This window comes from Fibrella aquatica, assembly GCF_041321135.1.
In the GTDB taxonomy this organism is placed as follows: Bacteria; Bacteroidota; Bacteroidia; order Cytophagales; family Spirosomataceae; genus Fibrella; species Fibrella aquatica.
This window is the reverse complement of sequence record NZ_JBGGWF010000003.1, coordinates 276,671-297,975: the sequence shown is the minus strand read 5'-3', so window position 1 is coordinate 297,975 and position 21,305 is coordinate 276,671. Positions and strand designations below refer to the sequence as shown.

Here is a 21,305-nt window from a genome sequence, read left to right as displayed (position 1 = left end):
CTAAAGGGGGTAAAAGCCGAGGGGGCCGGGTAAACCCTATTTTATAATTCCTCCCGGTTTCACGTCGCAATCTGCCGAACAGGCCGAGGCACTGGTTGGCGTGGCAAACGCTGTCGAGGTTGCGTCGGAGCAACTGCCGCCCGCATTCACCACCACCCGGAAGAGCTGGTTATTCTGCGCGTTCGAGAAGCTGTACTGCGTCAGGCCCGCCGTTCCCGGAATGTCGGTGAAGGTGAGGCCACCGTTGGTCGAGGTTTGCCATTTCACCACCGCGCCGGTTTGACCCGTTACGATGAGTACACCCTGGTTACTTACCGAGCAGAGCGGCAACGTACCTACCAGCGTCAGCGAGCCACCCACCGATGGGTTGGGGCAGCAGGCCACCGTACTCGCCGTTACCGGCGTTACGGCCGTACCCGTTCCGCTGAAGCAGTTGTTGGTGGCGTCGAAGAAGGCCGCGTAGTACGTACCCGGTGCCACTGCCGTAATGGCCGTGATCCGGTTAGCCGCCGTAGCTGGCGTTCCCGTGTGCCAGCTTAAGACAGCACCCACCGGCGTGTTGCTGGCCGTGATGGTGCTCAGGTCGATCGTCGTAGCCGGGCAAGCGTTGGTCTTGCTCGTAGCCGACAGGGCCGGAGCTAATGTACCCGACTGACAGCAGGCAACCGTTGTGGCAAACACCGCCGTGGTGGCGAAGTTGCTGTAACAGTTGGCGGCCGGGTCGTAGAAGGCAGCGTAGTAGATGCCGGCCGTTACGCTCGTGATGGTCGTGATCCGGTTAGCGGCTGTAGCAGGGCTAGCCGTGTGCCACGTTAGCGACGTACCTGCTGGCAGGTTACTCACCGTGATCGTACTCAGGTCGATCGTCGTAGCCGGACAGGTGTTCGTCTTCGTCTGCGTCGACAGAGTCGGAGCCAACGTACCCAGCGTACAGCAAACCACCGTTGTAGCCTGAACTGGCGTCACCGCGAAGTTGCTGTAGCAGTTGGCCGCAGCGTCGAAGAAGGCAGCGTAGTAGATGCCGGCCGTCACGCTCGTGATGGTCGTGATCCGGTTAGTGACCGTGGCCGGGCTAGCCGTGTGCCAGGTCAGCGACGTACCTACCGGCGTATTGCTCGACGTGATCGTGCTCAGGTCGATGGTCGTGGCCGGGCAGGCGTTCGTTATCTGCTGGGTCGACAAGGCCGGTGCCAGCGAACCTACTTTACAGCAGGCTACGGTGGTGGCCGTGACCGGTGTTACCGCCGTGCCACTGAAGCAGTTGTTGGTGGCGTCGAAGAAGGCCGCGTAGTACGTACCGGCCGACACGCTCGTCACGTTGGTGATGCGGTTGGCGGCCGTTGCTGGTGTGCCCGTGTGCCAGGTGAGCGACGCGCTGACTGGCGTACTCGTGGCGGTGATCGTGCTCAGGTCAACCGTCGTAACCGGGCAGCTGTTACCCTTGCTCGTCGCCGACAGCGTAGGCGCAATACCGTTAACCGGGCAGCAGGCAGGGTCCTGCGTCAGCTTATCCTGACTGGTGCCAATGGTCTGACCCGTTCCGGCAATGGTGGGCACACCCATCGTGGCCGTGGTGCTACCAACCGTATTACCCAGGTTCTGCGTAATGGGCGATGTCGACGTACCTGTGTAACCCGCACCGCTGTTGCCACCGGCCATCGTGCTGCTCACCAGATTGCTCGTGGTAAAGGCTGCACCGCCTTCAATAGCATCGGCACAACCGTCGCCATCTGAATCGAGGTCCAGACGGTTTACAATGCCATCGCCATCGGTATCACAGGTGCCGGTTTGTACGCCGTAGAACGTACCATTGATGTATGTTGTGGTCTCTACAGCCTGGGTGATGGTTAGGGAGTTGGTACCTGTCGAATTCAGGTTAATCGTCCTGAACGCCCCTCCATTTACCATGACGAGCGGGAACAGCGGGCCATTCAACACCTTGCTGCCAAACATCGACACGGTTCCGCTCGGGCTAATAACGACCCGAACCAGCGGAGTGGCCGCGTTTGACGTACCCAGCACCCAGATGTTTGCCACCTGATTGCCATATGTATCACCATCGGCAAACCGGATGTTCTGCGTCCACGGGGTTCCTGATACGAACGTACCTGTAGGAATAAACTGAATTTCCTGATTGGCGATAGGCTGTCCGTTCAGAGTCAACTGGAACGAGTTATCCAGACTCGTAATATCGAACTGATAGCCCTGATCCGTAGCCGGTAAACTGAAGGTAGCTGGTGTACCATTAGCTGCTGCAACAGTTGTGCTGGTCAGTACGTTAGCACACTCTACCGTATCCAGAATACCGTCGTTATCGTCGTCCAGATCGTCAGCGTCGGCAACACCATCACCATCCGTATCAGTACAGCCGTTCACCGCCGAGTTCTGGCTAATGCCAACGGTTTGTCCGGTTCCGGCAATCGTGGGTATACCCATGGTAGCGGTCGTGCTGCCCACTATGTTACCCAGGTTGGTTTTCACGTTGGTGCTGCCACCAGCTAAGGTGCTACTCACCAGATTGGTCGTAGTGAAGTTGGCTCCGCCTTCAATGGCATCGGCACAACCGTCGGCGTCCGAATCGAGGTCCAGACGGTTCGGAATACCATCGCCATCTGTATCGCAACTTGTTGAGAGGCCGCTAAATGTCCATGCTGCACTTTTTCCGGCAAATGGTAAGTCGGCTCTTAACTGGTCTGCATTGACAAAGGACCCGAAAGTTGCCGGAATGCTCGTTGTGTTAACCCACGTTCCTATTGTGCTAAAGCTTGCCGAAGCAACCGCAGTAGCATCCAGTAAAGTGTAAACACCCGTTTTATTGTTATAAATAAGCGCTCCATCAAGCCCTACAAAAGAGCCGGGTACTGATGCTGTCAAATCAATTGAAATCTTGATTTTACCGGAAGCATCAGGAATTACATTCGAAGCCGCCCTTGTCCAGCCTAAACTATTGTAGGTTAAATCGGCCGGTGCAATTGTTTGATTCCACGCATAACTGGTTTCCCCATTTCCACCTGCAATCACAACGGGCACATTGGTAGAGTAATTTGGGAAGACGGGTTCACGAACATAAACCGTATATGATTCGCATTCGTCTGAATCCAGAATGCCATCATTATCATCGTCCAGATCGAAACTGTCAAGTACGCCATCACCGTCCGTATCCGTACAGCCGTTTATGGCTGAGTTCTGGCTGATGTCAACAGTCTGGCCTGCTCCGGCAATCACCGGGACCCCGTAGGTAGCCGCCGAGGTCGACACCGCGCCGGTTAACTGGCCGGTTGTGCCGTTGACCTGACCACCGGGAATGCTAAAGGCCGCTCCACCTTCCACTGCATCGGGGCAATCGTCGCCGTCTGAGTCTTTATCCAGACCGTTCGGGATGCCGTCGTTGTCGGTATCACAGAGCGGGTTGTTCTGGATTTTGACGTTATCAATCGAGAAGTCGCTCTGGTTGGCGGTGAACTGGAAGTCCAGATCAGCCGTGTTGGGTCTGCCAACCCAGGGAATCGTAATCACAGCATTCGATATGAATCCTGACGTACCTAGCGGCACATTCACCGGGGTAATGTTTGCCGAGGCTCCATTGAAGCTAATAAAGCTCAGTACACCACTTACTATTCTGAACTGCCCGTAGGTAGTGTTGCCTAACAGAATATTTAAATAGGCATCCGTCGAGGCAATGTTGCCAGCAGCCACAAATAACGACAGCTTGACAGTCCCGCCCGTATTGGTTGTGTTGAGTCCGGTAACGGAACGTTTCAGACTAACTGCCGGGACATTATCGGCTTGAATCGCTGCTCCACCCGATGCGGCAAACCAGCTTCCTCCGTTGGTCCAGCCGGTTAAGCCAGATGAGAAATCACCGTTGGTAACCAGGTTGGTTGGCACACACTCTACCGTATCCAGAATACCGTCGTTGTCATCGTCCAGATCGTCGATGTCGACAATGCCATCGTTGTCGGTATCGGTACAGGCATTCACCGCCGATGTCGTGCTCAGACCAATAGCCTGGCCTGTTCCGGCAATGGTGGGAACACCCATTGTAGCCGTGCCGCTGCCTACCGGCGTTGGCAGGTTCAGTTTCACGTTGGTGCTGCCACCGGCCAGGGTGCTGCTCACCAGATTGCTCGTGGTGAAAGCCGCTCCACCTTCTACGGCATCGGGGCAACCGTCGGCGTCTGAGTCGAGGTCCAGATGATCCGGTATACCATCGCCATCGGTATCGATGCTCGTGCAGGATAGGCTTGATCCGTCGGCCCGTCCGAACGAGAAGTCATCGATGGCAAAGTCATTACCACCCGACTGCACCGATACGTTTTGCAGCTTCACCACGACCTGGGTGTTTGTCCCCGTATTGATCGTGGCCGCGGCATTAATCCAGCCCTGACCAATCGTAAAGCCCGATACAATAGCTTGTCCAAGCAGGGTGGTGCCGGTGGCGTCAAATACCCGCAACGCAATGGTTGGGTCACCAGCCGGACTACCGGCTCCTGTCCAGTTTCTTGTCCAGACACTGGCCGTATAGTTGGTGTTTTGCGAGACAGCAACCGTCTCCTGGTAGAACGTACCCACCGAGGTCGCGCCGTTCACCATCAGATACGCATCATCGTCGAGGCCCGTTGTATGGCCCCTCAGCGCGGGGATGGCAGCCGGGAACCACTGATAGGCATTACTGGTAATGGCGTACTGCCCCGCATCACTATTGTTCGGAACGGTGTAGGCGTAAGGCCCTGGTATTGGATTCTGTAGGTTACGGTATTTAGTAACCGCCGAAATGGTGCCGAATGTGCCGTTGAACTCGCCGGTGAGCACGTTTGACACACAGTTCAAGCCTTCCACCGTGTCGAGAATACCGTCGTTGTCGTCGTCCAGATCGTCAATGTCCACCACGCCGTCGCCATCCGTATCGGTACAGGCGTTTGCCGAAGCGTTCTGACTGTAGAGGATGGTCTGTCCTGTGCCGGCAATCGTGGGTACGCCGTAGGTAGCCGTGGCCGACGAAACAGAGCCCGTTAATTGACCCGTGGTGCCGTTCACCTGACCGCCTGGGATAGTAAAGGCCGCACCGCCTTCTACGGCATCGGGGCAACCATCGTTATCCGAATCTTTGTCGAGACCATTCGGAATACCATCGCCATCGGTATCACATACAACTGGAGCGCCCCAAACGCTGTAGAAAATCTCGGTTGGACTATTGGGAGCTACTATTACCTGGGTTGTAAATGAAATACAATCGTAATTACCCAGGAATTGAATAATGACTCCATCTTCATTACCCGTTACAGAATTCGAGGTAATCTGAAGCGTATTATCTCCATCATACTTCTCAAGTACAATAAACGGATTCGTGAAATTGACTTGTCGTACATTTCCAGCTCCTCCTATCGAATTCAGCATCAATACTGGATTGCTTACCGTTTTGCCGAAACAATGCGTGTACGTTCCGTTTCTGCCAGAATTAACAACGTTTACGGTGTTGTAGGCCGTAGTTGTATAGCTTCCTGCATTCCCTGTTCCAGTAGCAATGACCGCCAAATTACTGGCGCTACTTGCGTACGTCGGGAATGTATAGGTTGTGGTTAAGGTGCTACTACTTACTGGTATAGTGGCATTAATCACATTACCTGTAGCGACAACGGTGGTTGGTAGTGTTTCCCATGCAAATTGGCCAGGACATTCTACCGTATCCAGAATACCATCGTTATCATCATCGAGATCATCAATGTCAAGTACGCCATCACCGTCGGTATCGGTACAACCGTTCACGGCTGCGTTCTGGCTGTAGCCCGTAGTTTGGCCCGTTCCCGCCAGGGTGGGTACGCCATTCGTAGCCGTACCGCTGCCTACGGGGGTGGGCAGATTCAATTTCACATTCGTGCTGCCACCGGCCAGGGTGCTACTCACCACGTTGGCTGTGGTAAATGGCCCGCCACCTTCAATGGCATCGGCGCAACCGTCACCGTCGGAGTCTAAATCGAGGTTGTTCGGTATGCCGTCATTATCCAGATCGCAGGCAGTCGGTAGGCCCGTAAACGCCCAGGTAGCGCTGGAGGTGGCATAATTGGCAGCCTGCACATACGTTAAGGTAGTATTGTAGTTACCGGCCAATGTCTGCGCAATCCAGGTGGTTCCCGTCTGTGTAAAGCCCGTCGTGTTATTATCAATAATGCTGGTAGTGCTGACGCCATTGGTAATCAGGACGGCATCGGCAAAGGCGTAGGAACCACCCGAAGCGGCAGTTGGCTGCATCACCACCGAAATCTTGCCTGTGGCATCGGGGAATACATTGCTGGCGAGCAGTTTCCAGCCAAAACCGCCGTAAGTCAGGTCGGTACCCGCTACATTTTGATTGACAACCGTTGTTTGAGACGTTTGCCCGGTTACTGTGAATGGTAAGTTTGTTGCATTCGCTCCATCCACTCTATTATACGTATAAACTTTGTAGGGGGCCAGTGCGGCACATTCTACCGTATCCAGAATACCATCGTTGTCATCGTCCAGATCATCAAGATCAACGACACCGTCGCCGTCCGTATCCGTACAGGCGACGAGGGCCGAGTTCTGGCTGTAGCCCGTAGTTTGGCCGGTACCGGCCAGGGTGGGTACGCCATTGGTGGCCGTGCCGCTGCCCACCGGTGTGGGGAGGTTCAATTTTACATTCGTGCTGCCACCAGCTAGGGTGCTGCTGACCAGATTAGCCAGCGTGAAGTTGGCTCCGCCTTCTATGGCATCGGCACAACCGTCGGCGTCCGAATCGAGGTCACGATTATCGGGAATACCATCGCCATCGGTATCACAATAGTTGATTGAAATATTGTCTAATCGTACATCGTCACGTGGAGTTGGTTCAGCTTCATTTACATCCCAGGTAATCGCAAGTCGGAATGGTCCTGTTATGGTTGGTACAAAACTTTTGGCAAAATTTGTCCACGTCTCACTTGATACCAACACATTACCCGCTACACTATTTCTTGTTCTATAGGTTTCAATCGTTTGAACAATTTCATTAGACGAATTGATTAAAACAAAATTAAAATTAGCTCCTGCTAAAGTGCAACATGTATATGATCTTGACGCATCGAAAGAGAAGTAATACGTTTCGCCGGCAATAAAATTAATTGGGGCATTGTTAATCACTGAAATTTTATTTGCAGGAATTAACGTAGCATCACTATCACTTCCTAAGAACAAAAATTGAGCTGATAAAGATAAATCAACACCTTCACCAGCTTGTGCCAACCAAGGAGTAGCAGTAGTCTGAAAACTTGGATTGGCAACTAGATTACAAGTCATTTCTGCCGTATCCAGAATCCCGTCGTTGTCATCGTCCAGATCATCAAGATCAACGACGCCATCACCGTCGGTATCGGTACAGCCATTCACCGCTGAGGTCTGGCTGATGCCTACGCTTTGACCCGTACCGGCCAGGGTGGGTACGCCATTGGTCGCGGTGGCTGAAGAGATCGAGCCCGTTAATTGACCCGTCGTTCCGTTCACCTGACCGCCGGGAATGGTGAAGGCTGCTCCGCCTTCTACGGCATCGGGGCAACCGTCGCCGTCGCTGTCAGTATCACACGTATTCGTAATACCATCGTTATCAATGTCTACACCACTGTAAATCATGGCGTACATATTACCAACTGTATGATCAACTCCAAGCAATGATTTATTGCTAAGAGCAGCCAACGTATTTGCTGACAGTGCAGCACTGAGATTACCTGTAGCTCCAGTGTTTAAATTCTCATAAGCTATGGTATTGCCAGATTTGTATATACCGTAGACTATGGCATCCGTATCAACAGATATTGATATAAAATTGCCAGAGGCTTTTGCCGCTAACGTGTTATCTACATTGGCTTCTAAAAAATTAGATGGTGTTCCGAGCGTTGAAATGTTTTCAACTTGAATAGTAGAACCTTTTTGATAAAAGCCATAAAACGTACCTGCACTTGGTGCTACACCGAGAAAACTACCGTCATTGACTGCCGCCAACGTATTGACAGTTGTAGCAGCAGGAAATACACCGGTATTACCATGCGCCGCATTGCCGTATGGTATAGACTGAAAGGATAAACTACCTCCGCCTGGTGTAAGATAAACAGCATAATTAGCAGCACCGGCTAAGCCTAAACCTAATAATCTGTTGTCTAACCATGCTTGGGTTGTGGCATTAATTAAGGTTCTTGGTTGTATAGTCTGGGTACCAAGTCCAATATTTTCATAAACAAAATTATCTGCTGCCGCTTCGGTAACATCCAGAATGCCATCGTTATCATCGTCCAGGTCAACTTCATTGGTGATGCCGTCATTATCACAATCTAAGCAGGCATTCACACTTGCATTTTGGCTAAAACCAATGCCTTGACCGGTTCCGGCAATTGTGGGTACGCCCATCGTAGCGGTGGTGTTACCCACCGTGTTGCCCAGGTTGGTTTGCACGTTGGTGCTGCCACCGGCCAGGGTGCTGCTCACCAGATTGCTAGTAGTAAAGGCCCCTCTACCTTCAATGGCATCGGCGCAACCGTCGCCGTCAGAGTCTAAATCGAGGCTATCTGGAATACCGTCATTGTCGGTGTCGCAATACTTTATTGCTACATTATCTAAATTAATATCATCCGCCGGTGCCGCTTGAAGTTCATTGACATCCCATGTTATCGCTAATCGATAAGGACCGGTAACAGTAGAATTAAACTGTTTAGCAAAATTTGCAAGCGTGGTATTTGAAACCAATATATTACCGGTACCAGATGCCCTCGTTTTATAGGTTTCAATGGTCTGAACAATATTATTTGACCCATCAATTAAAACAAAGGCAAAGTCAACTCCTCTTGTGGTAAGTGTTGGAGTTGGATTATACGCATCGAATGAAAAGTAATACGTCTGACCTGAAGTTAAAGTCAACGGAACTGTATTTACAGAGATTATCTTATTGGCGGCATTAAAACTACCATCTGTATCAGACCATAATTGATGTAAACCCGATTGAATATTAACTGCCGGATTCGTATAGCTCCAATTGGCAGTTGTCGCAAAATCACCATTCGTGATTTTATTACAAGCCATCTCCACCGTATCCAGAATGCCGTCGTTGTCGTCGTCGAGGTCATCAATGTCAACAACGCCATCACCGTCACTATCGGTACAGGCGACAATGGCTGAACTCTGGCTATATCCCGTGGTTTGGCCCGTTCCGGCCAGAGTAGGTACGCCATTAGTGGCAGCGACTGACGAAATAGAGCCGGTTAATTGACCGGTCGTTCCATTAACCTGACCGCCGGGAATGGTAAAGGCTGCTCCACCTTCTACGGCATCGGGGCAACCGTCTCCGTCGCTGTCTGTATCACAGGTATTTGGAATGCCATCGTTATCGATATCTGCGCCGGTATAAATCATGGAGGCTACGTTCAGAGCACCACCATGATCGACACCGATCAGCGTTTTGTTGTTAAAGGCGGCAATGGTATTGGCCGAGAAGGCAGCCGAATACGTACCTATGGCTCCATTGTTCAAACACTCTGAGACAAGCGTGTTCCCTGATTTATAGATACTGTAGGCAAACGAAGTAGTCGGGTCAACCGTGATGCCGAGTAACGTACCCGCAGCTTTTGCCGCCAGGGTATTCACCACATTGGTGGCTAAGTAAGTGGCTACTATTCCCCCAGCACCTAAGTTTTCTGCTTGAATGGTTGATCCGGTTTTGAAGAACCCGAATGACGTAGTTGAATTTGACGCTACTCCTAAGAATGTGCCGGCATTAACAGCCGCCAGGGTATTGACTGTGTTTGCCACAGGGATAACAACCGTATTACCTGCACCGGCCGTAGGAGGCAATACCTGATACGATATGCTTCCTCCGCCTGGGGTAACATAAAAACTGGCATTGGATGCACCCGTATAGCCTACGCCTAATAAGCGGTTGTCTAGCCAGGCTTGCGTGGTGGCAGTAAGGGCAGCTCTTGATTGTATGGCTGATTGTGTACCCGAAAGAATATAATCATACACATAACTATCTGCTGCCGCTTCGGTAACATCCAGAATGCCATCATTATCATCGTCAAAGTCATTGGCATTGGCTTTGCCATCACCGTCGCAATCTTTTATCGGGCAACTGGCGTCCTGAACAAATGAATTTTGGCTGGAGCCAACAGCCTGCCCGCAGGCACCGGCACTAGTCGGAATACCCGTGCTGGTATTGACAGCTCCTGACAAACTTCCATTCGTGTTTGTATTAGCCGATGTAAAGGCCGCGCCCCCTTCTATCGAATCCGGGCAGCCATCACCGTCGCTATCCAGATCCTGATAATTCGGTATGCCATCGCCATCTATATCGGGCGTACCCAGCGAGCCGAATATGGTATAGGCCGCATTGGTCGCGTCAATGCCTGCTATATTCACCTGACTGGCACGAGTATCGTTAGCAAAATCGGCCAAGTTATTATAGGCGATCAGCGTCTGGGGAGCCCCCGTAACCCGGTAGATCTTATCAGCGGTATCGAAATAGTCCCAGGTATTGGCCGTGGTATTTGGCAAAATCGGCGTAATTGAAGCAGCAGTATTCGAAATCAAGTTAGCAATGCTCGAAAAGGCTAACAGATTAGTTGGAGTAACTGCGTAAATAGTACTACCCTTTACAAACAAGCCGATAAAGCCAGAGAAGTCACCGGCTACCGCTACGTTTGATGCCTGTATGTCGGCGGCCAAGTTTACATAGCTCTTGTATTCTACCAGACGGTTAGGCGTAGATCCGCTAAATATGCGATAAATACTACCGTTGTAGCTAAACCAGCCAGTTTCACCGGTATATGGGAAGGGAGAGTCCAAGCTGGAAGACTGTCCATCAGGTGTCAGGCTGGCAATGGTCGGATAGGTGATGGCCCGGCTAACGCCACCTACCATTCCCCCGCGTATGATCGAGCCCACCAGCCCCTGCCCGTTGATGACACCGTCCTGCATACCATCGCAGTTGGCATCGGTCCCGCCATTTTCGATCACGTCGGTGATACCGTCGTTATCACTATCCAGGTCGAGGCTGTTGATAATACCATCGCCGTCCGTGTCGGCAGTACCTTCTACGGTATCCAACACCCCGTCGTTATCATCGTCGATATCGATACTATCGAGGATTCCGTCATCATCAGCATCACCTGGTACAGCAGCATGCCCCCCAACAATAGCTACCATCAATGGGCGATTCAGGCTTTTGCCTGCCGGTCGATTGTTGCTTGCCGTAAGCGAACCCGTACTTATAGGGGCGTTTACGGTAGTCTTGGGTTTGTAAGCAAGGCTACCACTACCTATAGCCGGACTAGCCTGCGTGGGCTGGCCTATTTCTGAAAGCAGGAGCAGAGAAACAAGCAAACGAACAGAAATAATTTTCAATGTAGGTCGTACTGACGAACCCAACAACGCAGAAAGGGCACGGTTGACTGTCCGTGCCTGTGGGTTGCTGTATGCTGTGAAGGTAAAATGCTCCATTCTGTTACGATCTAAATGAATTACTTGGGCTGTTGCTTTGCAGCATCAGGTGATAGTAGGACTGTAGGCCATGCAGTGACTAACGGTATAGTATATACGCCATCGACAAAACCAGCAATAACTAACTTGCTGTGTCTTGTGCGTAGCTACTATCCCCGTAAGTCACTAAAAACTAAGGTTTTCTTACTTTATATTAATCAAGAGTGCGATTACTTATGTATTTATCACATCTTCATTGCGGTCTGAAAATAGTATTGCCGGGAGAGCGCCTGTTGTCTGAAGGAGGCGATACAGGATACGCACTGAGTAGTTATACGAGTTGCGTACCCCCTCTTCTCACATAGCCATTCGTATCCATTAGTTTGCCAATCTGTTGCAGAGAATTACTTACCAGCTATAATGGTAGATTTATGCGCTGTATGATTGATATCATTACTCAAATGGAGCCGTTGCTTACTCCAATGGATGAAGAAGAAAATACAGATGATAATAATTTATTATCTGTACCCTTATTTGGCGTTTTATTAGCCCAATAACCTATTACTGTACTCGTATTAGCTATTTCTATATGTTTATGAAAAGATAATTGTTGTAAGCTATAGGTAAATTGACATGGTTTTTGTGACCCTCCTTTATTCCGTAACAATACTAGCGCCATGACTGAGCCTACCGCCAAAGAGACCTACCGCTGTTTAATCGTTGAAGATGAACCCATCTTTGCTGAACAGCTAAGACAGTATACTGCTCAAGTAAAATTCCTTGTTCCGCCCACAATTTGTACGAGCGGTATAGAGGCCCTGCAGCTATTGGCAACTACACCAGTAGATATTCTGTTTCTTGACCTGTCGCTACCCGATATGAGCGGTATCGACTTGCTGAAGGCATTACCTGGTAAGCAGAAAGTGATTGTTACCTCTGCCATGCACGAACGCGCTATCGATTGCTTCGACCTGGACATTATCGATTTTCTGCCCAAGCCCTACGATTTTAATCGGTTCCTGCGTGGGCTAAGCCGTGTGATGCAACGTACCCAACAGACGGCGACGGCGGCAGTGATTGAACCAAAACTACCAAGCCGGGAAAAAGAGGAGATTTACTTCAAATCGGGTCGTCGGCTCGAACGGTTTGCGTTTACTGACATTCAGTACATGGAAGCCTATGGGTTGTATACCAAGATTTTCACATCCGATGGCATGTTTGCGGTCAACAAACGCATCTCCGTTTTAGCCGAAGAGCTTCCTAAAGAGCGGTTTATGCGTATTCATAAATCATACATCATCAACGTTGAACACCTGAAACGACTGGAGTCGAAACAGATCTGGGTGAAATCAATTAAACTGCCCATTGGTATTACCTACCACCCCATCGTTCATAAGAAAATGCAGTCATTGGGTATCACGGCAAGCCTTAACTAATGGTAGTACAGGCTGGGTGCGTTACTGCACCACACGGTTTTGTTGGCCAACAGAAATGCTGTCATACCGGTAAATAGACAGGCTATTCTTCCCAATGAAAAAACTCTGTAGTACCCTCCTCTTTTTGTGGGGCTATACCGCCTCCTTTGGCCAGCCTCCAACCATTCCGCAGCTACGTACCCAACTGGCCAACGCCCGGCACGATACCACGCGTATACGGCTTTGCGTACAATTAGCCAGCCTGTACAGTAAATCGGACCCTGTATCCGACAGCGTGTATACCCTGGCTATGAAGGGCATTGCCCTGGCTCGGCAACAAGGCAAAGTTCATCAGGAAAGCGAGCTTTACCTGTATTTAGGCTATTACTATAAACGGCTATCGCAATACCCTAAAGCCCAGGCCGCCTACCAAACCGGATTGCAAATCGGAGAAAAAACAGGCATAAGCACCATACGATGCAAGCTGTTACACCGCCTGGCAGCCGTATACGGCGATCAGGGGATGTATCAGAAAACCATCGAAACGGCATTGGCTTCGCTGCAAATGGCCGAACAACTTAAGGATAGTGTACGAATGTCTCATGCGATGCAACTATTGTCGGCTGCCCACATGGATGTCCACAATTCAACGGCGGCTTTTCTGTATGCCAAAAAACTAAATCAACTAACCAGGCAACTCGCCGTAACGCATCCAGACCAACAAGGACTGGTGCTGATGGGCGAAGAAACAATGGCTGAGTTGTATGAACGAACTGGCCATTATAGCCGGGCGTACCCATACCTGAAACAATCCCTTGCTTACTATATTGCCCAGCATGACGAGCCACAGATAGCAGAAGCGGCTGTACACCTCGGCAACAACTTAATAAACCAAAAACAACCGCTGGCCGCCATTAAGCACATCAGTGAGTCGTTGCGCAAAAAGCTTATTCCCTACCCCGTTTCGGATACGCACGAAATCTATGCGCTGGCCCACCAACAGCTAGGACATCCCGATTCAGCCGTAGTGTATGCTCGAAAAGCCCATCAACTGGCCCTAAAAAAAGGGCAACTTAAACAGATTCAGTCTACGCTGGGTACGTTGGTCAGGATGGAAGAAGACCAGAAACTATACCCCACCGCCCTGGCTCACCTGCGTCAGCTAAACACCATCAACGACAGTATCTTCACCATCGATAAAGCCAAAGCCATTGCTGATGTAGAGACCCAGTATCAGGTTTTGCAAAAAGAGCAGACCATTGACCTGCTGCAGAAAGATGCCGCTTTGCGCAAACTCAGCCTGGCCAAAAACCAGAGTGAACTAGCAAACCAGCATCAGCGACAGATCTTTCTGACCCTGTTTACCGTACTGCTAATACTGGGATTGGCGGGCCTCTACATCAGCTACCGCCGACAGCAGATCACCAGCCAGTTGCTGACCGACCAGAAAGAGGAAATTCAGGAAAAAGCCGAACAACTCCAGCAACTCAATTCATTAAAAGACAACCTCTTCAGCATTATCGGCCATGACCTGCGCAGCCCATTGGCCGCCCTAAAAGTGAAGCTTGTTGATCTGGCCGACAAGCAGGTGATACTTACCCCTACTCAGCCCGACTACCTGCGCATGCTGAAACTGACCGATAAGGTCTACAACACCACCGATAACCTGCTCAGTTGGTCGTTGCTTCAGCGCGGAGGTATGCACAAATGGCCTACCACATTCGATTTATCGGAGATTGGCGAGTCGGCGCATCAACTCTTCAGCTACCAATTGCAACAAAAGCAATTAACCCTCACCACCGCCTACTCCCCCGCCCCCGTCACCGCCGACGAGAATCAGTTACAGATTGTGGCCCGCAACCTGCTCCATAATGCTATCAAGTTCACCCCCGAGGGGGGCCACGTTCATCTGAGCACCGGGCAAGAGCAGGGGTGTTCTGTACTGATCATTCAGGATTCGGGCATCGGCATGAGTAGCGGAGATTATGCGGAAACGGCTGACCTCCATAGTCGCCCCCACTCGGCCAACAGCGGCACCGGACTGGGCCTGACCATCTGCCGCGAATTTGTAAAACTCAACAACGGAGAGTTGCGCATTCAGAGTGCGCTCGGAAAGGGAACAACCGTGACGGTTTTCCTGGAAAACACCCCTTTAACTTGCTAAGTCTCCAGAGGGGCATGGGATAGCTACTAACCTAAATTTCCATCTTCTTTTGCGACCTCCGGTTCTATTGTACGTCTAAGCAAAACGTACCTGTGATGAAGTGGCCTTGGGTAGGGTCAGTACTGCTCGTGCCGAAATGGGCTTTTATCGTATGACAAGTAAAAACACGCTGAAAGGAACAGACTGGATTATAACAACACTGTTCTCAAAAGATCGCCTCGATAGCCTGCCCACCTTCGACAGGCTGCGGTTTATAACGATGGTGAGTATTGTGTGGTCCGGCGCACTTATCCTGCTGCTTGTTGCCGTCATCTACGGACTCTACGAACAGTATGATCAGTCTTTTTACACGCTGATTGTCATGCTTCTGTATATACCAATGTTACCGCTACTCTATTACTATCAGGTTCGACCGGCGGCGCTAACATTACTGGGTACTTTTTATGTAAACACAGTCTGGGCTATGGCATTGCGGTTGAAAGACTGCGTTGATGGGCATTTGGAACTGAATTTCATTCTAATCGGACTATTCTGCATCTTTTTACTGAAGGCCGGGGAAACGCTGTATATCATCCTCTTCCTGGCGGCAAACTACATCGTGGCCCGGCTACTCGTTTTTCATTACTTACAGCAACCCATAGAAATCGGGCAGCTTCTGAACGGAGGAGCCCTATTCATTGCCCTGATTTACTTCGGCTACACGATAAAGAATGTATCATTACGGATACAGCAATCGATTGAAGCCCAGAACAAGAACCTTGCCGAACTGAACTCAGTGAAAGACACACTGTTTTCTATTATTGGCCATGACCTTCGGAGCCCCATTGCCGGCTTAAAGATGCAGATTAATGCTCTTCAGGCTGGTTATACATCGCCCGTTCAGTTCGGCCAACGAACGGAACAACTGGTGCAGACGATCGATGGCGTTTACTACACGCTCGACAACCTGCTGCAATGGGCTTTACTCCAGCGAAACCGAATCAAGGCTACGCCTTCAAAACTCGATTTATCGGTAGTAACCCAATCGGTACTCACCCTCTACCTCGCCGATATAGAACATAAACGATTAACGGTGAAAACCTACCTCGACCCAGCCGAGGCAGTCGTAGATGAACATCAACTCGGTATCGTTGTCCGCAATCTGCTGAACAACGCCGTTAAATTCACGCCACAGGGAGGAACAATCCTAATTACAACAAATACACGAAACAACCGGGCGTTGCTCACCATTCAGGACTCGGGTGTGGGCATGCCGACCCACCTGATCGCACCCAAAGACGGACTACGGGAAAGTCAGCATGGCACCGACGGCGAGAAAGGAACGGGTCTGGGATTAGACCTGTGTCAGGAGTTTGTGAAGCTCAACCACGGCAAACTACACATTCAAAGCGTTGCCGGTAAAGGGGCCACTTTCACCGTCGATTTTGCCAGCGTGTAGAGCTTGGGGCAGGGGGCGTAGGGCAGGGCTGTTAAGCGTCTGGCGCGAGTGTTTACTCGTGCCTATAATGTCGCAAGCATCTGCTTGTACAGCGCGAAAGCGCAACACTGCAGCTGTCACTCATTAAAGTCATTTTTTTTAGCTACTATATCGCGCTTTCGCGCTGTACAAGCAGATGCTTGCGACATTATAGGCACGAGTAAACACTCGCGCCAGACGCTTAACAGCCCTGCCCCCTGCCTTACAAAATATACTGGCTTAAATCGCGGTTCTTTACCAAACCAGACAGCCGTTCCTGAACCAACTCTTTCGTGACCTCGACGGTTGACCCCGATGGAATACTGTCGGGAATGTCGAACATGAACTCGTTGAGTAACTGGCTCAGCACCGTTTGCAGGCGGCGCGCGCCAATGTTTTCTACCTCGGCATTTACCTCGAAGGCGATCCGGGCCATCTCGCGCAGCGACTCATCAGAGAATGTCAGCGTGACACCTTCGGCCTCCAGCATGGCTTCGTATTGCTTGGTTAACGCATTCTTCGGTTCGCGCAGAATCTGGTAAAAATCATCTTCCGACAGGCTCTGCAACTCCACCCGAATCGGGAAACGGCCTTGTAATTCAGGAATCAGATCCGACGGTTTGGCTACGTGGAAAGCGCCGGCCGCCACAAACAGAATATGGTCGGTTTGTACCACGCCATATTTAGTGTTCACCGACGACCCTTCGACAATCGGCAGCAGATCGCGCTGAACGCCTTCGCGGCTCACATCCGGGCCACCCGACCCACCCGATCGGCTGGCGGCAATCTTGTCGATCTCATCGATAAAGATGATGCCTGAGTTCTGCGCCTTCTGAATGGCTTCTTCCTTCACCTCGTCCATATCGATCAGTTTGGCAGCTTCTTCATCGAGCATGACTTTACGGGCTTCGGCAATGGTTACTTTGCGCTTTTTGCCTTTTTTGGGCATCATACCGCCAATCATCTCCTGAATGTTCATCATCGACAATTCATCGATCGAACCACCCATGACACCAATATTCGGCGTCGACTGCTGATGTACGTCAATGTCGATCTTGCGGTCATCCAGTTCGCCCGACTGAATCTTCTTCCGGAACCGTTCACGGGTACGTTCGTTAAGTTCACTGTCAGAATCCGGCATGGTTTCGCCGGTCTGAGCCGATTTTTCGTCGCCGAAGCCAAGCTGATTAGCACCGTTAGCTCCTTTCACTGGCGGAATCAGAATATCGAGAATCAGATCTTCTACAATTTGCTGGGCACGTACCTGAACCGCCTCTTTTTTGGCTGTTCTAACCATATTCACCGCTTGCTCGACCAGGTCGCGCACCATGCTTTCTACATCGCGACCAACGTACCCAACTTCGGTAAACTTCGAGGCCTCGACTTTCACGAAGGGTGCATCGGCCAGTTTGGCCAGGCGGCGGGCAATTTCGGTCTTACCTACGCCGGTTGCGCCAATCATCAAAATATTGTTGGGCGTAATCTCGCGTTGCATATCGACCGGGGCATTCATCCGGCGCCAGCGATTGCGCAGGGCAATGGCCACATTGCGCTTGGCCTCATGTTGGCCGATAATGTATTGATCGAGTTCGGCAACGATCTGCCGGGGTGTAAGGTCACGAATGAGTTCAGACATGCGAAAAAAGGGCGGGTGTTCAAGAGAGAGCGTTTCTGCTCACAACCCATATTACCATAACAAAGGAAGTAGCAAATGGTGCAAAAAAATAAATAGCCATGATTCGTCAACCAGGCTGTTCGTCGGCACAAACCCGGTTTACCTTTGCAGTTTAGGCCATTTCCGCGCAACACACAAACCGGTTCTTCTTCTATTCAGTTATAAGATTACTAGCCTGTTGCACCTATTCTGGCAATACAACCAACTTTCATGAAAAAGCGAATACTCCCTGTATTACTCGGCGTCTGTTTTAGTCTCCTTCATCTACAACCTGTGCTGGCGCAAACTACCTCAACTCCGGGTAGCGCGCAGCAACCAACTTCATCAACGCCGGCTAGCACTACTGTTATTCCGACTGTTGCACCATCAGCTATTGGTCTTCCTCCCGTTGGTACTCCGGTTTCGGGGCTGCCCGGTATGGATACCACCAAAGTAGATAGTCTGCGTCGTCAGGCTACCACATCGGCCCCAACCAGTACCACCGATGTGCCGACCACCGGAACACCACAGGCTACTCCGAACCGCCCGGCTTTTGGCAACGGTCAGGCCCAGCCTACGGCAGCACCACAAGGTGTAGCCAGCCCGGAAGATGCTCCACGCGGCAACGGCAAAGTGTACGGCGTTGTTCTGGATTCAATGACCAACCAGCCGGTTGAATTTGCCTCTGTAGCGCTGGTCAATCTTGAAACAAACCGCCCTATCGACGGCGCAGTCTGCGATGCGCAGGGCCGGTTTACTATGAATCGGGTAGTGTCAGGTACGTTCCGGCTACTGGTCTCGTTTGTGGGTTACCGCAATCAGATTGTACCCAAAGTGGTGGTAGAAGGTCGGGGAACCGATATAAACCTGGGGTCTATTTTGCTGGCTCCAGAAGTGCGTAATCTCAAAGAAGTAGTGGTTACCGGACAAGCAGCCATGGTTGAAGAAAAGGTAGACCGTCTGGTCTATAACGCCGAACGCGACCTGACCTCGAAAGGAGGTGACGCTACCGATGTGATGCGCAAAGTACCCCTGCTTACCGTTGATCTGGATGGTAACGTCAGCCTACGGGGTAGCAGCAACGTGCGTGTATTGATCAACAACAAGCCCAGTACCATTGTGGCCAGCAGCGTAGCCGATGCCTTAAAGCAGATTCCGGCCGATATGATCAAGAGCGTGGAAGTGATTACAAGCCCATCGGCCAAATACGATGCAGAAGGCTCGGCGGGTATCATTAACATCATCACCAAGAAAAACAACCTCCAGGGCTTCACCCTTAATCTCGATTCGGGGGTTGGTAATCGGGGAGCTAACCTGGGCCTGCAGGGCAACCTGCGCACGGGCAAAATGGGCTTCTCACTGAATGGTTACGGACGGTCCAGCTACAACGTGAGAGGTAGTTTCGAGAACCAGCAGACAACCGGAAGCACCCGGACAATCCAATCGGCCAGTACGCTGAATCAAGGTATTTTCGGGCAATACCAACTAGGCTGGGATTACGACATCAACAAAACAACGGCTATAACGGCCAGTGTGCGTTATGGTGCCCGCAATCAGATGAACTTTCAGGATAAACTGACAACGACCACTTTTCTGCCCACCACCACCCGAATCGGGGTGCGCGATGTAGATGTGAAAGACCTGTCGGGAACAGTAGACGTAAACCTCGACTTCACCAAAACGTACAAACCGCAACAGGAACTAAGCGTTTTGGCACTGTACAGCCAAAACAATCGGACGAATAACTTCGTAGCCAACATTTTCGATGGCCCCAGCACATTAAGTATCCTGAGCCGTGAGCGGAACGATAACAACAGCACCAACCAGGAGGCTACCTTCCAGCTTGACTATCAGACACCCATCAAAAATAACCAACTGCTGGAAATGGGGGGTAAGGGTATTCTGCGTCAGGTAACCAGCAACTTCGCCTATCTAGTTGCCGATGGCGAAAACGGCGAGTTCACCAATAACGCCAACCGCCCTCCCAATGGCCTGGACTACAGCCAGAACGTTACGGCCGGTTACCTCTCATATACCTACAGTTCGAAAAGCAAAATGACGGTTAAAGTTGGCACTCGTTATGAATATACGTTCATCGACGCCAGTTTCCGGGCGGCTACCGGCGATGCGTTGACCTCACAGGTAGCCGATATACCAAACTACGGCAATCTGGTTCCGAGCGTCAATTTGTCGAAGAGCCTGAAAGGAGGAAAAACTATAAAGCTGGCCTATAACCGCCGGTTGCAACGTCCGGGCATTCAGTTTCTGAACCCAAACATCAACGCAGCCAATCCGCAGAACATTGTGGTTGGTAACCCCCTGCTGAGCCCTGAACTAACCGACAATTTTGAGTTTAGTACCAGCACGACCATCAAAACGGTATACATAAACACATCGGTGTTTGCCCGCCTAACCAATAATTCTATCGAGAGTGTGCGCGATACGGTAGAGCAACCCTTTGGCGACCCTACCAATCCGGTATTACAGCGCGTTTTACAGACGACTTACCAAAACCTGGGTCAGCAAAACTCATACGGTATCAACCTGTTTGGTAATGCTACGCTGTTCTCTAAACTGCAGCTTGGCGGTGGTGGCGACGTCTACTACGCCATTATTTCAAACAACAGCCCCAACGCAGCGCTTCAGGCAAGTAACTCAGGCTTTGTGGTCTCAGGGCGGCTTTTTGCCAGTCTTAAGCTCAAAAACAACTGGGGTATCCAAGCCAACCTGTTTGCACGGGGCCGGCAGGTACAACTTCAGGGAACGCAGGGCGGATTCATGTTCTATAGCTTCGGTGCCCGGAAAGAGTTCAACGACAAGCGTGGTAGCTTCGGTATCTCGGGCGAAAACGTGTTCAACCACCCTTTCACTGTCCGGTCAGAATCAAGGTCGGCTGTTTTCTCTCAAAACAGTATTCAGAACTCATTCAACGCGGGTGTTCGGGCCAACTTCAGCTATCGCTTCGGTAAACTGAGCTTCGACGACGCACCACGTCGGCGCAAGTCGATTAATAACGATGACGTGAAAGATGGTGGCGGCGGTGATAACGCGGGAGGTGGTCAGCAACAAGCTGCGCCAGCAACCTCTGCTCCAGCCGGTGGTAGCCGTAGACCGAGGTAGGGGTTTGAAAGTTCAACGTCCAAGGTATAAAGTTCAAAGGGC

General features: G+C 51.0%; 6 protein-coding genes. 4 read left to right on the top strand and 2 right to left on the bottom strand.

Annotated features, from left to right (window positions below; translation table 11 throughout):
• Positions 1 to 36 precede the first annotated feature (36 nt).
• Positions 37 to 11,475 (bottom strand): hypothetical protein, encoded by an 11,439-nt coding sequence (locus ACAW87_RS08960; RefSeq protein ID WP_370723034.1) that lies wholly within the window; start codon positions 11,473 to 11,475, stop codon positions 37 to 39.
• A gap of 656 nt (positions 11,476 to 12,131) precedes the next feature.
• Between ACAW87_RS08960 and ACAW87_RS08955 the strand changes: the two genes are divergently transcribed.
• The 3 genes from ACAW87_RS08955 (at position 12,132) to ACAW87_RS08945 (ending at position 16,471) form a co-directional block, all read left to right on the top strand.
• Entirely contained in the window at positions 12,132 to 12,890 is a 759-nt protein-coding gene (locus ACAW87_RS08955) for a LytR/AlgR family response regulator transcription factor (RefSeq protein ID WP_370723033.1), read from the top strand.
• Between the two features lie 94 nt (positions 12,891 to 12,984).
• Entirely contained in the window at positions 12,985 to 15,033 is a 2,049-nt protein-coding gene (locus tag ACAW87_RS08950) for an ATP-binding protein (RefSeq protein WP_370723032.1), read from the top strand.
• Positions 15,034 to 15,184: 151 nt separating this feature from the next.
• On the top strand, positions 15,185 to 16,471 hold the full coding sequence (locus ACAW87_RS08945) for a sensor histidine kinase (RefSeq protein ID WP_370723031.1): 1,287 nt from the start codon (positions 15,185 to 15,187) through the stop codon (positions 16,469 to 16,471).
• Between the two features lie 241 nt (positions 16,472 to 16,712).
• Here ACAW87_RS08945 and hslU read toward each other — a convergent pair whose 3' ends face one another.
• Positions 16,713 to 18,125 (bottom strand): ATP-dependent protease ATPase subunit HslU, encoded by a 1,413-nt coding sequence (hslU, locus tag ACAW87_RS08940; RefSeq protein WP_370723030.1) that lies wholly within the window; start codon positions 18,123 to 18,125, stop codon positions 16,713 to 16,715.
• A 249-nt stretch (positions 18,126 to 18,374) separates the two neighbouring features.
• Here hslU and ACAW87_RS08935 point away from each other — a divergent pair, with 249 nt between their 5' ends.
• Positions 18,375 to 21,263, top strand: coding sequence for a TonB-dependent receptor (locus tag ACAW87_RS08935; RefSeq protein ID WP_370723029.1), 2,889 nt, complete (start codon positions 18,375 to 18,377; stop codon positions 21,261 to 21,263).
• Positions 21,264 to 21,305: the final 42 nt, after the last annotated feature.

What these genes read in the sequence shown, in the direction of transcription:
- ACAW87_RS08960 (WP_370723034.1), bottom strand. Translation starts at nt 11,475, where the DNA reads ATGGAGCATTTTACCTTCACAGCATACAGCAACCCACAGGCACGGACA.
- ACAW87_RS08955 (WP_370723033.1), top strand. Translation starts at nt 12,132, where the DNA reads ATGACTGAGCCTACCGCCAAAGAGACCTACCGCTGTTTAATCGTTGAA.
- ACAW87_RS08950 (WP_370723032.1), top strand. Translation starts at nt 12,985, where the DNA reads ATGAAAAAACTCTGTAGTACCCTCCTCTTTTTGTGGGGCTATACCGCC.
- ACAW87_RS08945 (WP_370723031.1), top strand. Translation starts at nt 15,185, where the DNA reads ATGACAAGTAAAAACACGCTGAAAGGAACAGACTGGATTATAACAACA.
- hslU (WP_370723030.1), bottom strand. Translation starts at nt 18,125, where the DNA reads ATGTCTGAACTCATTCGTGACCTTACACCCCGGCAGATCGTTGCCGAA.
- ACAW87_RS08935 (WP_370723029.1), top strand. Translation starts at nt 18,375, where the DNA reads ATGAAAAAGCGAATACTCCCTGTATTACTCGGCGTCTGTTTTAGTCTC.